General features: G+C 67.2%; 17 protein-coding genes, 1 tRNA gene and 1 pseudogene. 7 read left to right on the forward strand and 12 right to left on the reverse strand.

Translation table 11 applies throughout. The features are described 5' to 3' along the window. Window positions 1–116 precede the first annotated feature (116 nt). The 3 genes from OG496_RS31360 (at window position 117) to OG496_RS31370 (ending at window position 3,333) form a co-directional block, all read left to right on the forward strand. Window positions 117–1,322, forward strand: coding sequence for a DNA polymerase III subunit delta' (locus OG496_RS31360; RefSeq protein ID WP_366499345.1), 1,206 nt, complete (start codon window positions 117–119; stop codon window positions 1,320–1,322). A 128-nt stretch (window positions 1,323–1,450) separates the two neighbouring features. Further along, window positions 1,451–3,118: an alpha/beta hydrolase gene (locus tag OG496_RS31365; protein ID WP_405973297.1), complete on the forward strand. Its 1,668-nt coding sequence runs from the start codon at window positions 1,451–1,453 to the stop codon at window positions 3,116–3,118. Between the two features lie 141 nt (window positions 3,119–3,259). After that, window positions 3,260–3,333: transfer RNA gene (locus OG496_RS31370), tRNA-Thr, on the forward strand. Between the two features lie 424 nt (window positions 3,334–3,757). Here the strand turns inward: OG496_RS31370 and OG496_RS31375 are convergent. Beyond that, window positions 3,758–4,258 (reverse strand): annotated as a pseudogene (locus OG496_RS31375) (tyrosine-type recombinase/integrase); the annotation flags it as partial. Between OG496_RS31375 and OG496_RS31380 the strand changes: the two are divergent. Then, window positions 4,178–4,792: a hypothetical protein gene (locus OG496_RS31380; protein WP_405973298.1), complete on the forward strand. Its 615-nt coding sequence runs from the start codon at window positions 4,178–4,180 to the stop codon at window positions 4,790–4,792. The pseudogene OG496_RS31375 and the gene OG496_RS31380 sit on opposite strands and share 81 nt — an antisense overlap. A 341-nt stretch (window positions 4,793–5,133) precedes the next feature. Here the strand turns inward: OG496_RS31380 and OG496_RS31385 are convergent, their stop codons facing one another. Continuing rightward, complete coding sequence (locus OG496_RS31385) at window positions 5,134–5,865, reverse strand: hypothetical protein (protein WP_405973299.1); 732 nt, start codon at window positions 5,863–5,865, stop codon at window positions 5,134–5,136. 108 nt (window positions 5,866–5,973) lie between these two features. Between OG496_RS31385 and OG496_RS31390 the strand changes: the two genes are divergently transcribed. Then, the gene (locus OG496_RS31390; protein ID WP_405973300.1) at window positions 5,974–6,213 is read left to right on the forward strand and encodes an integrase; all 240 of its coding nucleotides are present in this window, start codon (window positions 5,974–5,976) and stop codon (window positions 6,211–6,213) included. 2 nt (window positions 6,214–6,215) lie between these two features. Here the strand turns inward: OG496_RS31390 and OG496_RS31395 are convergent, their stop codons facing one another. The 7 genes from OG496_RS31395 to OG496_RS31425 all read right to left on the reverse strand — a co-directional run bounded on the left by OG496_RS31395 (window position 6,216) and on the right by OG496_RS31425 (window position 10,637). Next, window positions 6,216–6,551 (reverse strand): DUF6233 domain-containing protein, encoded by a 336-nt coding sequence (locus OG496_RS31395; protein WP_405973301.1) that lies wholly within the window; start codon window positions 6,549–6,551, stop codon window positions 6,216–6,218. A 26-nt stretch (window positions 6,552–6,577) separates the two neighbouring features. After that, window positions 6,578–7,390 carry an aminoglycoside phosphotransferase gene (locus OG496_RS31400; RefSeq protein ID WP_405973302.1) on the reverse strand — a complete coding sequence of 271 codons (813 nt, stop codon included), beginning with the start codon at window positions 7,388–7,390 and terminating at the stop codon, window positions 6,578–6,580. A gap of 78 nt (window positions 7,391–7,468) precedes the next feature. Next, complete coding sequence (locus OG496_RS31405) at window positions 7,469–7,669, reverse strand: hypothetical protein (RefSeq protein WP_405973303.1); 201 nt, start codon at window positions 7,667–7,669, stop codon at window positions 7,469–7,471. Between the two features lie 3 nt (window positions 7,670–7,672). Beyond that, entirely contained in the window at window positions 7,673–8,818 is a 1,146-nt protein-coding gene (locus OG496_RS31410; RefSeq protein WP_405973304.1) for a radical SAM protein, read from the reverse strand. Window positions 8,819–8,833: 15 nt separating this feature from the next. Then, the gene (locus OG496_RS31415) at window positions 8,834–9,277 is read right to left on the reverse strand and encodes a hypothetical protein (RefSeq protein ID WP_405973305.1); all 444 of its coding nucleotides are present in this window, start codon (window positions 9,275–9,277) and stop codon (window positions 8,834–8,836) included. 303 nt (window positions 9,278–9,580) lie between these two features. After that, a complete protein-coding gene (locus OG496_RS31420; RefSeq protein ID WP_405976748.1) occupies window positions 9,581–9,772 on the reverse strand; it encodes a DUF397 domain-containing protein in 192 nt (63 codons plus the stop codon). Window positions 9,773–9,785: 13 nt separating this feature from the next. After that, window positions 9,786–10,637, reverse strand: a complete 852-nt coding sequence (locus OG496_RS31425) for a Scr1 family TA system antitoxin-like transcriptional regulator (RefSeq protein WP_405973306.1) — start codon at window positions 10,635–10,637, stop codon at window positions 9,786–9,788. 249 nt (window positions 10,638–10,886) lie between these two features. Between OG496_RS31425 and OG496_RS31430 the strand changes: the two genes are divergently transcribed. Further along, window positions 10,887–11,333 (forward strand): ATP-binding protein, encoded by a 447-nt coding sequence (locus OG496_RS31430; protein ID WP_405973307.1) that lies wholly within the window; start codon window positions 10,887–10,889, stop codon window positions 11,331–11,333. Window positions 11,334–11,353: 20 nt separating this feature from the next. After that, window positions 11,354–11,590: a hypothetical protein gene (locus OG496_RS31435; RefSeq protein WP_405973308.1), complete on the forward strand. Its 237-nt coding sequence runs from the start codon at window positions 11,354–11,356 to the stop codon at window positions 11,588–11,590. A 482-nt stretch (window positions 11,591–12,072) separates the two neighbouring features. Here the strand turns inward: OG496_RS31435 and OG496_RS31440 are convergent, their stop codons facing one another. From OG496_RS31440 to OG496_RS31450, 3 genes are read right to left on the reverse strand one after another with little or no spacing between them, the layout of a single operon-like run. After that, entirely contained in the window at window positions 12,073–12,522 is a 450-nt protein-coding gene (locus tag OG496_RS31440; protein ID WP_405973309.1) for a hypothetical protein, read from the reverse strand. Window positions 12,523–12,579: 57 nt separating this feature from the next. Continuing rightward, the gene (locus tag OG496_RS31445; protein ID WP_405973310.1) at window positions 12,580–12,834 is read right to left on the reverse strand and encodes a hypothetical protein; all 255 of its coding nucleotides are present in this window, start codon (window positions 12,832–12,834) and stop codon (window positions 12,580–12,582) included. After that, a complete protein-coding gene (locus tag OG496_RS31450; RefSeq protein WP_405973311.1) occupies window positions 12,831–13,094 on the reverse strand; it encodes a hypothetical protein in 264 nt (87 codons plus the stop codon). Before OG496_RS31450 ends, OG496_RS31445 begins: the two co-directional genes overlap by 4 nt. Between the last annotated feature and the right edge of the window lie 26 nt (window positions 13,095–13,120).

Below are 13,120 nucleotides of genomic sequence, written 5' to 3' on the forward strand. Positions count from 1 at the left end.
GTGGGGGCGATGACCCGTGCTTCGCCCCCCCCGAGCCGCTCCCCGACCCCCGTTGTCAGTGGTGGCCCGCACAATGGATCGCGTGACTCGAAACGTGACGAAAGGGCCGGTGACCCATGACCGTGTGGGATGACCTGGTGGGCCAGGAGAAGGTGAGCGAGCAGCTCGATGCCGCCGCTCGGGACGCCGACGCCTTCGTCACCGCGGCGACCACCGGCACGGCCCCGCCGGAGGCGTCGAAGATGACGCACGCCTGGCTGTTCACGGGGCCGCCCGGCGCGGGACGCAACCAGGCGGCACGGGCCTTCGCCGCCGCGCTGCAGTGCGTGAGCCCCGACCGCGCGCTCGGCGGCAGCCCCGGCTGCGGCTTCTGCGACGGCTGTCATACGGCGCTGATCGGCACCCACGCCGACGTCACCACCGTCGCCGCGGTGGGCGCGCAGATCCTCGCCGACGACATGCGGGACACGGTCCGCAAGTCCTTCACCTCGCCGGCGACCGGCCGCTGGCAGATCATCCTCGTCGAGGACGCCGAGCGGCTGAACGAGAAGTCGGCCAACGCCGTCCTCAAGGCCGTGGAGGAACCCGCCCCCCGCACGGTGTGGCTCCTCTGCGCCCCCTCGATCGAGGACGTCCTCCCCACGATCCGCTCCCGCTGCCGCCACCTGAACCTGACCACGCCCTCGGTCGACGCCGTCGCCGACCTGCTCGTACGGCGGGAGGGGGTCGAGCCCGCAGTGGCGGCGGCCGCCGCGCGCGCCACGCAGGGGCATGTCGACCGGGCCCGCCGACTGGCCACGGACCCGGCCGCGCGTGAGCGCCGGGCGACCGTACTGAAGCTGCCGTTGCGCGTCGAGGACGTCGGAGGGTGCCTCAAGGCGGCCCAGGAGTTGGTGGACGCCGCTTCCGAGGACGCGAAGCAGTTGGCCGAGGAGATGGACGACAAGGAGACCGAGGAGATGAAGGCCGCGATGGGCGGCGGCCAGGGCAGCCGGATGCCGCGGGGCACGGCCGGGGTGATGAAGGACCTGGAGGACAAGCAGAAGCGCCGGAGAACGCGTACGCAGCGCGACAGTCTCGACCTCGCGCTGACCGACCTCACCGCGTTCTACCGGGATGTGCTCGCCCTCCAGTTCGGCTCCCGGGTGGCGATCGCCAACGCGGATGCGGAGGACGCGCTGGAGCGGCTCGCGCGCGCTGGTTCCCCGGAGTCCACGCTGCGCCGTATCGAGGCGATCGGGGCGTGCCGCGTGGCGCTCGACCGGAATGTGTCGCCGTTGCTCGCGGTGGAGGCGATGACGTTGGCGCTCAGAGCGGGCTGAGCGGGCTGAGCGGGTCGAGTGGGCCGCGGCGGGCTGATTGTTCGGGTGTGAGGTTGACGGTGTAACTCGTCCGGGGCGGATCGTGTACGTACGGCATTCAAGTGATCGCGCAGCGTTACGCTCGCTGGATGCACATGAGGCGCCCCCTTCGCCGGCCCGGCCGGAGCAGTCAGCCCAGCCAGCCGAGTCAGCCCAGAGAGGCCGAGGTCGAGGCCCGTCGAAGTCGCCGGAGCCGGCGCGGTCGTAGGACCGGCGGCACGCTGCTCGCCGTAACCGCGCTGCTCGTGTCCGCCGCATGTTCCTCGGGGAGTTCGACGACGGCGACGAGCCCGGCGGCGGACGTGGCGCTGGCCCCGCTGCCGCGGTCGACGCCGTCCACCCTGGCGTCGTACTACGGGCAGAAGCTCAGTTGGCACACGTGCGGTGTTCCCGGTTTCGAGTGCGCCACGATGAAGGCGCCGCTGGACTACGCCAAGCCCACGGCGGGGGACATCCGGCTCGCGGTCGCCCGCAAGAAGGCCACCGGCAAGGGCAAGCCGCTCGGTTCGCTGATGGTGAACCCGGGCGGGCCGGGCGGTTCGGCGGTCGGGTATCTCCAGCAGTACGCCGGGATCGGCTACCCGGCCGAGGTCCGCGCCCGCTACGACATGGTCGCGATGGACCCCCGCGGCGTCGCCCGCAGCGAGCCCGTCGAGTGCCTCGGCGGGCGGGCCATGGACACGTTCACCCAGACCGACACCACCCCCGACGACCGGCGCGAGACCACCCAACTCGTAAGCGAGTACAAGAAGTTCGCGGAGGGCTGCGGCGCGCACTCGCCCGATCTGCTGCGCCATGTCTCGACGATCGAGGCGGCGCGGGACATGGACATCCTGCGGGCGGTGCTGGGGGACCGGAAACTGACGTACGTCGGGGCGTCGTACGGGACCTTCCTCGGGGCGACGTACGCGGGCCTCTTCCCCGACCGGGTCGGCCGCGTCGTCCTCGACGGCGCGATGGACCCGTCGCTCCCCGCGCGCCGTATGAACCTCGACCAGACGGCGGGCTTCGAGACGGCGTTCCAGTCCTTCGCGAAGGACTGCGTACGGCAGACCGACTGCCCGCTCGGCGGCAAGGGCACGAAGCCCGACAAGGTCGGCGACAACCTGAAGGCGTTCTTCAAGAAGCTCGACGCGCACCCCGTCCCCACCGGGGACGCGGACGGCCGCAAGCTCGGCGAGGCGCTCGCCACCACCGGGGTGATCGCGGCGATGTACGACGAGGCGGCCTGGCCGCAGTTGCGCGAGGCGCTCACGTCGGCGATGAAGGAGAACGACGGCGCCGGGCTGCTCGTCCTCTCCGACAGCTACTACGAGCGTGACGCCGACGGCCGTTACTCGAACCTGATGTTCGCCAACGCGGCCGTGAACTGCCTCGACCTCCCGGCCGCGTTCTCGACCACCGACCAGGTCGAGAAGGCCCTCCCCGCCTTCGAGAAGGCGTCCCCGGTCTTCGGCGACGGCCTCGCCTGGGCCTCCCTGAACTGCGCGTACTGGCCGGTCAAGGCCACGGGCGAACCCCACCGCATCGAGGCGAAGGGCGCCGCCCCGATCGTGGTCGTCGGCACGACCCGCGACCCGGCGACGCCGTACCGCTGGGCTCAGTCCCTGGCCCACCAGCTCTCTTCGGGCCGACTGCTGACGTACGTGGGGGATGGGCACACCGCGTATGGGCGTGGCAGTACGTGCATCGACTCCGCGATCGATGCGTATGTGCTGCGGGGGACGGTGCCTGGGGAGGGGAAGCGCTGCTCGTAGCCTTGGTCGGGGTGCGGTCTGGGCTGTGGTCGGCGTGCGTCCGCGGTACCTCCGGGGGTGCTGCCGGGGGGTGTACGGAGCACCCCCGGAAACTGTGTAGACTTTCCGACGTTGCTGATCGCACCATGGTGTGGACAGCGCGCCGCCTTAGCTCAGATGGCCAGAGCAACGCACTCGTAATGCGTAGGTCTCGGGTTCGAATCCCGAAGGCGGCTCTGTGGAAGCCTCAGGACTCACTCGCCGTGACCTGGGGCTTTTGCTTTTTTCGGATACTTTGCGGGGGCGGAACTCGATGATCTTCGCACCCTCGTGTGTGGCCATGGTGTGGCCATCCTGTCCGGCGGTCGTCTCGCCGGTCCGTCCGGCGAGGTGGTCGAGCACCAACTGCTCGACCGTGCGGCCGTCCTGCTCGGCGACTGCGGCGAGCTGCGCGACGAGGTGATCGAGGGCGAGCTGCGCGACCTGCTCGACGCGCTGATCGGCGGCCGACTCGGCGGGCGCTTCATCAGGGAGGCGGGCCGCGCCGCGCGGAACGATGGCGGCCGTCGCCTCGGCAGCGTCGCGAGCAGCTTTCGGCATGACCGACTGATAGATGTCCCGGGTGATCCGGGTGTCGCTGTGGCCGAGGGTCTCGGACACGATCTTGATGTCGACGCCGGCGGCGAGCATGAGCGAGGCGGCGACGTGCCGCAGGTCGTGCAGCCGGATCGGGGGCAGGCCGGAGAGTTCGACGAGGCGCTCGAAATAGTCCGTCAGCCATCCGGGGTGGATGAACGACCCGTCGGGCATGGTGAACATGCGCCCCGATTCGACCCATGCCTCGCCGTATTCGAGGCGCTCGGCCTCTTGCCGTAGTTCCTGCTCGTCGAGAACCTGCCCGCTGTACTCGTCGAGGTCGACGATGCGCTCGCCGCTGTCGGTCTTCGGTGCGTTCTCGATGACCTCCCAACCGTCCTGTACGAGCTGCGTCGCGATGGTGAGCGTTCCCGCCGCGCGGCTTCGGTCGGTACGGCGCAGGCCGACTGATTCGCCCCGGCGCAGTCCTCGGAAGGTGATCAGGTGGAACAGGCCGTACAGGCGCTCGCCGGTGTCGGCGAGGAAGTCGAGGAACTGTCCGGCGTGCTCCGGGGTCCACACCATGCAGGCGGACGGCTTGATGCCGGTCCGGAGCCACTCGGCGATTCTCTCGTCGGTCCAGACAAGTGCCTTGGGTCGCTTGGCGGCTTCGAGTTCGACGTGCGCGGCTGCGTTGAAGATGATCAGTCCGCGCCCGATAGCGACGTTCAGGGCGGCCCGCAGCGTCGCCTTGATGTGGTGCTGTGTCGCGACTCCCGTGATGCGGCGGAACGGGTCCATCGCGTCGATGGTCTCTTTCAGTGCCTTGCGGCGGCGCCGGTTCTCAGCTCCCTTCCAGGCGATGAGCTTCAGCTCGTCCAGCGCGGTGCGGCGCAGAATGTTCGCGTCGTTGATCTCGATGTTCGTCTCGGCGATGCCGGCGAACATCTCGTCGAGGTGCGCCACGGTGAGCCGGTCGAGCCGGATGTGCCCGATCCGCGGCATGAGGTGCACCCGAATATCGAGGTCGTACCGGTTCTTGCCGCTGGTGCGCAGCCCCTTCTTTCCGGCGAGCCACTGTTCGAGCCACTCGCCGACGGTCATGTGCTGCGTGAGTGACTGGCCGGTCGCGAACTTGCGGCGGGTCTCTTCGTGGTCGGGGATCGGGTCTTTGCTCGCCCCCACCGTTTCGAGCATGTCGGCCAAGCGGGTGCGGCCCTCGACGTCGTTCTCGTCGGCGATGTTGAGCAGCGCGCGCACCTTGTCGAGGTCGGCCTGCGCCTTGGTCTTGGTGTCGTAGCCGCTGCGGCGGAAGCGGCGGCGCACGTTGCCCTTCTTGGGCGGCAGTTCCTGATTGAGGCTGAACAGGCCGTGGCTGCGCTGGCTCAGCTTGGTGCAAGAGCCGTTGAGCTGCTTGCCGTCGGCGTCGCGGCAGCCGCAACGCTTGGTGATTGTGCCGTTCACTCAGTCCCTCTCGGGTGGATGGCGCCGGGGTCGTCGAGCATGTCGAGCCCCTGCATGTCCTCGATCAAGGCAGGTCGTAGATCGGGGATCGTGAGCCCCGCGCGGTTCATGTCGTTGATGTGGCGCGCGAGTTCTTCGAGCCGGTGCAGATAGTCGGTCTGTGCTGCGGTGCGTCCCTCCTTGTCTGCGCGGCGCGTTGCCTGCGCGGTCTCGGTGCGCAGATACGCCCTGTGGACTGCCTCGCGCCGCCGCTCGAACTCGGGGTACAGCGAGGCGGGATAGGCCGCGGTACCCCATGCGGCGGACCACTTGGGGCCGACGCCGGCGATGGGCCTGGGGTCGACGTAGTGGCGCCCGTCGAGGGGGCCGGCGAGCGTCGGCGCTTCCTCGCCCGTGCACCACTTCCACACGGTGTAGGGGTCTCGCGGATCGGCCGCGGGCACAGTGGGCACGGTCTGCTCGTCCCCCAGGGGAAGCATCAGGAGGAGCGGGGGCACTGCGAGGGCGAGGCCGAGCACGAGCAGCTCGTCGACGGTCACCTCGCGGCGTCGCTTGCCCTCCTTGTTCCTGCGGCCGGTCTCAATGTTCGTGATCGCGGCGTATGTGAGGTCGACTGCACCCAACCGAGCGCACTCGTCCGCGAGTTGCTGCCGGTTGAGGCCGAGCCGGGCTCGGTGCTTGCGAACCTGCCCGGCGATGGTGTCGCTTGCCGTTTGGTGACTGTGCATATCGACACGCTAGCAGTGCATGTTGCGTAGTGGCCAGCGTTATCGATACGTTATGTTCGATGAACGCCCCAACCGGGAGGGCGTGTTGACCTCGATGGAGGGGAGTTCGTGACCAGCGACGAGCGAGCTATGACGCATGACGAGTTGATGAATCTGCCGGTGACCGTTGACCTTGAAACGGCCAATCGGGCATTGGGCATCGGGCGTACGACGGGGTACAGCCTGGCCAAGGGGGAGCGGTACCCGGTGCGACTGCTGCCGGCCAACCGCGGTTACCGGATCTCGCGGTACGACCTGCTTCGGCACCTCGGGGTCGGTTCAGGGGAGGATGGAGTCGAGGCCGCCTGAGGTCAGTCGAAGAATCCGAGCGCGTTGTCGGGACGGCAGTGTGGGCAAGGGGCGATCCCCTCGGCCAGGGCTCGAAGCGCCTGGTCCAGCTCGACCCCATTCGATCTGGATCCGACCATGTAGCAGCCCCCTTTGTGTATGTACACGGCGGTACGCCCCGAGAGTCCGCGTTCGATCAGCCAATCAGGATCCGGCGTGCGTGCGGCGAGGCCTCGCTGCCGCTCGACCTCGCGCCGCTCCTCGTCGGCGATCCACCGGCGGGTGCGAGCGAGGTCTCGTGCCTGTACGCGCTCCAGAAAGCGCAGCACGTCGAGCCGGGACAGCGAGCTATCGTTCACGTGTTCTATTTTAGTGCGTCGACCGTTTAGGACGCTCGCGCCCGCCAGTAGGTCACCCAGTCATGGGCGTTGCGGCCCATGCGCTTCTTCCACTCTGCCGAGTCGTGGCGGGCGATCTCGTCCCATACATTGGCGTTCGCCTCGGAGAACGAGGCGACCGACGTGTGTGGTGCTGCTGCCCACGACGGGAACTGTGCGCGTGCCCATTCGTCGGCGGCCTTGGCTGTGTGGCCGGCTTCCATGAGTCGCAGGACTAGCACCGCGGGGTCGATCCAGGCGGCGCCGCGGGTGGGCCATGCCCAGTCGATGAGGTGTGCTCGGTCGTTGATGAGCAGGTTGTGCGGTGCAAGGTCGGTGTGCAGCAGTGTGTCGCCGGCGAGCTGTTCGACCCCGTTGGGGCCGGCGTACTTGCTCCATCGATCCTCGGCGATCTTCAGGTCGTCGAGGTCGGGGCACGGGGTGTTCTGTAGCTCGGTCAGCGCGTGGGCGAGCAGCGCCAGGTCGCCCGAGCCGGGGGAGTAGTCGGCGTGCCGGCCGACGAGGTACTCGTATCCGAGCAGGTCCCATCCGGCGGTCTGGACGCGCCACAGTAGCCGGGGGCAGGACGGCGGTAGATAGGGGTTGACCGCGGCTTCACGTTGCTGTGTACGGGCCTGCGGGTGGTCGAGCGGAACGCCTTTGACGAACTGGACAGGGCCGGACGTGCGGACCGTGATGGCGATGCCTGAGTTTCTGCCGGCGGCGACTGTCTCGGCGTGGTGGATGGGGCCGGCCTGCTGCTCCACGGCGCGGCGGGCGTCGAGAGGGAGGTCTTCCCAGTGGATGCGGTCTACGGGCATGTGAGGTTCCTGGGGGTGGGCGGACGAGCCGCCCCCGACCCTATGACGGGTGGGAGCGGCTCGCTGGCGCGTGTTGGCTCAGTACACCTGGTCGTCGCTTGCCGTGCAGGAGCAGTCGGCGCCTTCGGTGAACTCGCCGATGTTCTTGGTGATCCGGATCTCGTCGTCAGCGATCGGACGGGACGTGATCGTGACGGGGAGCGGGCCGGCTGTGGTCGGGCGCGGCGTTATCTCGACCGGCACGGGTCCGGTGGTACGGGGCTCGGTGGCAGTTGCCATGGGTCACCTCACTGGTTCGGGGTCGGGATGTTGGCAGTACATGTTTCGCGGTGCCTTCGCCTCCTGGTAGAGCTTGGCCATGGGGCGGCATGTGGTGCAGCCTCCCGGGTTGCCGTCGGCGTCTTTCTGACCGAACGCGCAGCCAGCGCAGCCACCGGTGCGAAGCTGTAGGCCGTCGGCGATGCCGCCGAGGCGTTTGAGTCCCTCGATGCCTTCCCGCATCAACGGGATGTGGGGATCGCGACCGATCTTGCATATGGACGCGTGGCCGAACGGGTCGGCGTGAAAGAACGTGTGACCGGCGTTGCAGCCGGTGAATACCTTGCGTGGGCGTAGGTACTTGGCGGCCTGCTCGGGCAGGGGTGTCGCGTCGCCGGCGATCGTGGGCGACATGTTGGTGAAGACAGAGCACTCGCCGTACCTCTCGGCGAGGGTCACCATGGCGTCGACCTCGTCGGCGTTGTCGGCCGCGACGATGACGTTCATGCGCAGGCGCAGGCCGGCCTCGCGGGCGGCGTCGAGCCCGCGGGTGAAGCGGTCGAACGCTCCTCGGTTGCCGGTGAAACCGTCGTACGTCTCCGCCGTCGCGCCGTAGATACTCAGGGACAGGTGATGCGGCGGCCGATCGGCGAGCGTCTCCAGGATCTTCGGTTTGTGGAGCTGTGATCCGTTCGTGGAGATGGTCAGCATGATGCCGAGGTCGTAGGCGTACGCGTACGCCTCGGGGAACTCGCGGTCGATCAGCGGCTCGCCCCCCGTGATCTGAAGCCAGAGCACGCCGGCGTCGCGCATGATGTCGAGCAGCCGCACCTTGTCGTCCCAGTGCATACCCTCGAACCGCTTCAACCCGAGGTAGCAGTGCGGACAGTCGTAGTCACAGCCTTTGTTGATCTCGTACGACGCGCGGGCCATGCCGTACGGGGACAGGGCGCGTACGAGGACGGTGTCGCGCAGGGGGCGGTGTGCGGGCAGTTCGAGGGACCATGCCTGATGCGCGGCGTCGACGAGCCACTGCGGCGCGTCATCGTCGGTACTTGCCGCCTTGCTGAGTTCGAGGTAACGAGCGAGCGGGATTTGCACACCGGTGTCGTGCCCGGGGCGCAAGACGAGGTACTCGTCGAGGAACGGACTTGCGATCAGTTGGTGCATGCAGCCTCCAACAACTCAGTGCGCGGTGTTGCAAGGGCGGGATGCTGGGCGGACCGGTACGACGTGTAGCAACAGCTCGTCGGGGACGAGGAATTGGTCGAATGGCCGTACGGTCCACTCATGCCAAGTTCCGTGGCTGCTGATCGAGAATCCGCAGGGGTCGCCGCGGTGAAGGGCGCCGGTGGCTTGCAACGAGCCGCCGCTGTCGGTCCAGTTGAGTGCGCGATCTTGCTCGAATGACGGGAGGGCGGGCGCCAATCTGCGCACGCTCATGCGGATCTTGCGAATGGCCTCGCCCGGGGTGCTGACGATGTCGCGCTCAGGACGGCCTTTGATCTTGAGGTCTGCCTCGGACACAGTGTGCTCGCACCAGAACGCGCGTCTGACCTCAACGGCGGGGCGCTGCGCGGGTGGTGTTGCTCCCTTGTGCTGCTCTACCGACTCGGATGGCGCGCGCATGTATGCCCTCCTGCCGCGGTGTTGCCGGTACTCCCCTCCCGGCGAAGGCGTGTAAGCCAGGAGGGGGCACCCCTCGGGGGCTCTCCCCAACAAGCCTGGAAACAGGGAGAGTTGGCGCCGTTCCGGGAACCGTCGTGCCGTGCATCGGCCCGGTTCGGCGTCACATGGGGACCGTAGCGCTAGCTACAGATCCGTATCAACTGTTTGACGTCTAATGGGTGATACGGCATATGCCAACGATTGATACGCAAGCAAAAGTGACCCCCCGCCGAGGGCGAGGGGTCACTCTGTCGCGTGGGCCGACTAGATGAGGTGGTCGAACTCTCCCGCCTTGGCGCCGGAGAGGAACGCCGCCAGCTTCGCTTGGGTGGTCTTGACGATCACGTTGGGGTTGTCGCTCTCGCGTACGAGGATCTCGTCGCCCTGCGTCGCGAGCTCAAGGCAGTTGCCCTCTGAGTCCGTCGAGAACGAGGACTTTTGCCACTTTATTTCCACTATTCCCACGCCTTCATACTTGTTGTGCTATTTCGTAGATGAAGTCACGCGACTGCACGGCGTCGAGCGACCTCTCTTCGGTTCGGTCCAGGACGGCCCGGTAGTTGGCGAGGCGCGTCTCTGCGTCAAGGAACGCGGGGCCGTGTGGGGTGTCCGTCTGGACCGTGTCGAGCTGCGGAACCGACCCGTATGCGTAGAGTGTCGAACTTCCGGCGTTGGGGAAACCGCCGACGGAGAACGGAACGACGCGCACGGTCACGTTGTCCCGGCTGGACTCCTTCAAAAGGTAGTCGAGTTGCGCGCGAGCGATCTTTCGGCCGCCGAACTCCATGCGCAGGGCGGCCTCATGGATCAAGAACGTGCACGTGGGTGCGCTCGGTCGGTCGAGCACATCTCGACGCTTCAAGCGATGCGAAAGTCGGCGCCGGAGGTCAACGTCGCTGAGAGGCGGCACGGCCTCCTCGAACACGGCGCGGGCGTAGTCCTCGGTTTGCAGCAAGCCGGGCATGTGCATGATCTGCACGGCGCGAAGTGCCGTGGCGTGGTACTCAAGTTCGGATAGATCGAGCGCGCCGGCGGAGAGTTCGCCGCGGTAGTCCTCCCACCATCCCTTGCCGCGTTCTTCAGCCATGGCGGCGAGGGCGTCGACGTATTCAGCGTCGGGGCAGCCGTAGTGAGCGGCCCATGTGCGAACGCGCTCACCGCTTACGCCGAAGCGGCCCGACTCGGTGTTGCTGATGCTCGTCCGGTCGGTGCCGAGTTGGGTTGCGGCGTCGGCGAGCGTGAGACCGGCATGTTCCCGGATCTTTCGCAGTTCAACGCCCAATCGGCGCTGACGTGCGGTCGGCGCCTTCCTTGGTGGCATCGGCTCCCCTCCTGTCGGCTCCCAGTGTGGCCCGTGTCCCAACAAGGATCCACCTCGTTCTACTGTTGAGCCATTCGGGTACAACTAGTGAGACGCATCCGCTACCGTCTTCAGCAGCACCGCGCAGTGCGCCGGTAAAACCGCAGTGCAGCCGCTGACGCGCGCCCATGTACCGGCGCCGTCGCCCGGGAGCGGATCGAGCCACGGTGGCGAGCAGCGCGAGCTACAACCGCGTTGGGAGACGATGAAATGGGAACTGCGTTAGCACCTCCTGCACCACCAACACCACCGTCGGCGTTGTCGTATCGCCTTTCGGCGGCGAACACGCCGACTGCGCCGGCGGTGCTTCGTGACCTGGTCGTGGCTCTGTGCCGCTCGACTGGTCACGGTGCACTCGCAGGAAATGCTCAGCTCTGTGCGAGCGAAATTGTCACGAATGTCTACCGCCACACGGCCGCCCGTCTTGTTCACGTCGATGTGATCGTTGCCGAGGGTTACGTGTCCGTGTGGGTGCACGACGACCTGCCGAAGGAACTGCCCGGTCCTCCCGAAGGGTTGGAGCGCGAGGGTGGCCTCGGCCTCTGCATCGTCGACCAACTCGCCGATCACTGGGGAGCCGCGCTCTACGGCGGGTTGATCCCCACTTCAAAGGCCGTGTGGTTCCGCCTGGACGAGGGTGGCAGGGGGGCCGTGTGATCCGACCCGAGAAAGTAAACGTGTCCGTCAACTGCGGTTCTGGTGACGACGTCGACGTGTGGCTCTACTTCGACGCGAACTTGCTCGTCGAGATCAAACCCGACCTCGCGCGGACGCTGGTCGTCGACCTTGCCGAGCAGGTCGGGATGTTCGCCGGTGTCCGGAACGATGATTCAGGTCGCGGTGCCTGGCCCGCGATCCGCGCCGCGATCCGGGGTTCCTGGCGCCAATTCCGCGGTGTGGAGGAGCGCAAGTGACCGGAATGGAGCTCGATCGCATGGTGATCGGTGTGTTCTGCCTGTGCATCAGTCTCGGCCTGGGCACTCTTTTCGCGATCTATTGGTCGATGCCGAGTCCGCGCCGTGCGGTAGCCCCGGCGCCGGTCGATCGACCGGGCTACACCTACACCTGCTACTGCTACCGCGACTCGATGCGGGTCAAGATCCTTGCGGACGAAACTCCGCGCGGGCGCCACGCCCGGACCGAGTCGAAATCCGCACGCCGCCGAAGCCGCTCTGTGTCGTCTCCCAACGCGGGGGCGGCTGGCGGAAGGGGGGAACACGTTCCCGTGTCCGTGGCTGCATAGGTCCATGGGCACGGTGACCCCCAGGGAGGGCCCTCGACGGATACGGGTCGAGGGCCCTCTCGCATGCCCTGCAACGGCGAAAGAGCCCCCGTTCCCCGGCGCAATGCCAGGGAGCGGGGGCACAGAATTTGCCGAACTGTCCTGCTACACGGGCTAGTTGGATAGCAACTCGGAACGCACCTGAGAGCGAAATCTCTCGGCGACAGCCTCCATCTTCTCGACGTCCCCTTCGCGGGCGACCTCTTCCCACTCTGTGGTCAACAGCCGAACCTCGCCGCTCCCGAATATCTGTACGACCATCTTTGCCTCGACAGACATTTCAAGTCGCCGGGAACTCGGCCAGGAACTTTCAAGGGCTTCAAGCTCCTCCGTGCAGCTCTGCGCCCGATATGTAGCAATGCGCAGGTCAAGCTCGATCATGCGCAAGGCCTCAAAGTATCCTTCGCGTCGCTCACGGCGGACTGACCGCTGATTCTCCGTGGCGTCGACACGCTGGAACACCTGCTCTGCATTCTTGGGTGCTCGGGCGCCAGCGAGCCACGTGAAGAACACGCCGAGAGCGCCTGTCGACGCAGTAAGTACGGGCGCCAGCCATTCAGCCATTCATCCATACTCGGCCAAGATTGCGTGCTAGGGAAGCGTCGTGAACTGCTCCTGTCCCTAAGGGAGTTGGGTGAGCACGGCCAATACGAGCCCGAGCAGGCCTACTAGGGCGCTGATGCTTGACAGGGGCCACCGGCGGGTTTCGAGTTCGTCGACTCGATTTTCGAGTTCACCGAGGCGCCCCTCGGTCTGGTCGGATCTCTGGACGAGCAGCGCGAGCGCACCGTCGATCCGGGCGAACCCCACCTCGACTGTTCCGCGCAGTCGTTCAAGAGCGACGGCCGCGGAGTCGGGCGGCTCAGGTGCGGTCATACGCTGCCCCCGCTCTTCCGGTCGAGCGCGAGCAGCGCGTCGTCGCCGTTCGGTGCGGCGCGCAGCCATACGGGCAGCAGGTTCTCGACGACCGGCAGTGCCATCACGCGCGTGATGGCGCCGGCAACGGCGAGCACGACGCCGACTCCAGCCGCAGTCTGCGGGATGCCGGCGGCGTTGATGAGCAGAGGCAGGCCGGACGTGAGGGCAAGCACGGTCTGCACGATGGTTCGGATGGTGCGACGGTTGGCGTCGGTCATGGGGAGTACCTCTCTTTGTGGTGGAG

The sequence above is a fragment of the Streptomyces sp. NBC_00988 genome (genome assembly GCF_045162645.1).
Taxonomy (GTDB): Bacteria; Actinomycetota; Actinomycetes; order Streptomycetales; family Streptomycetaceae; genus Streptomyces.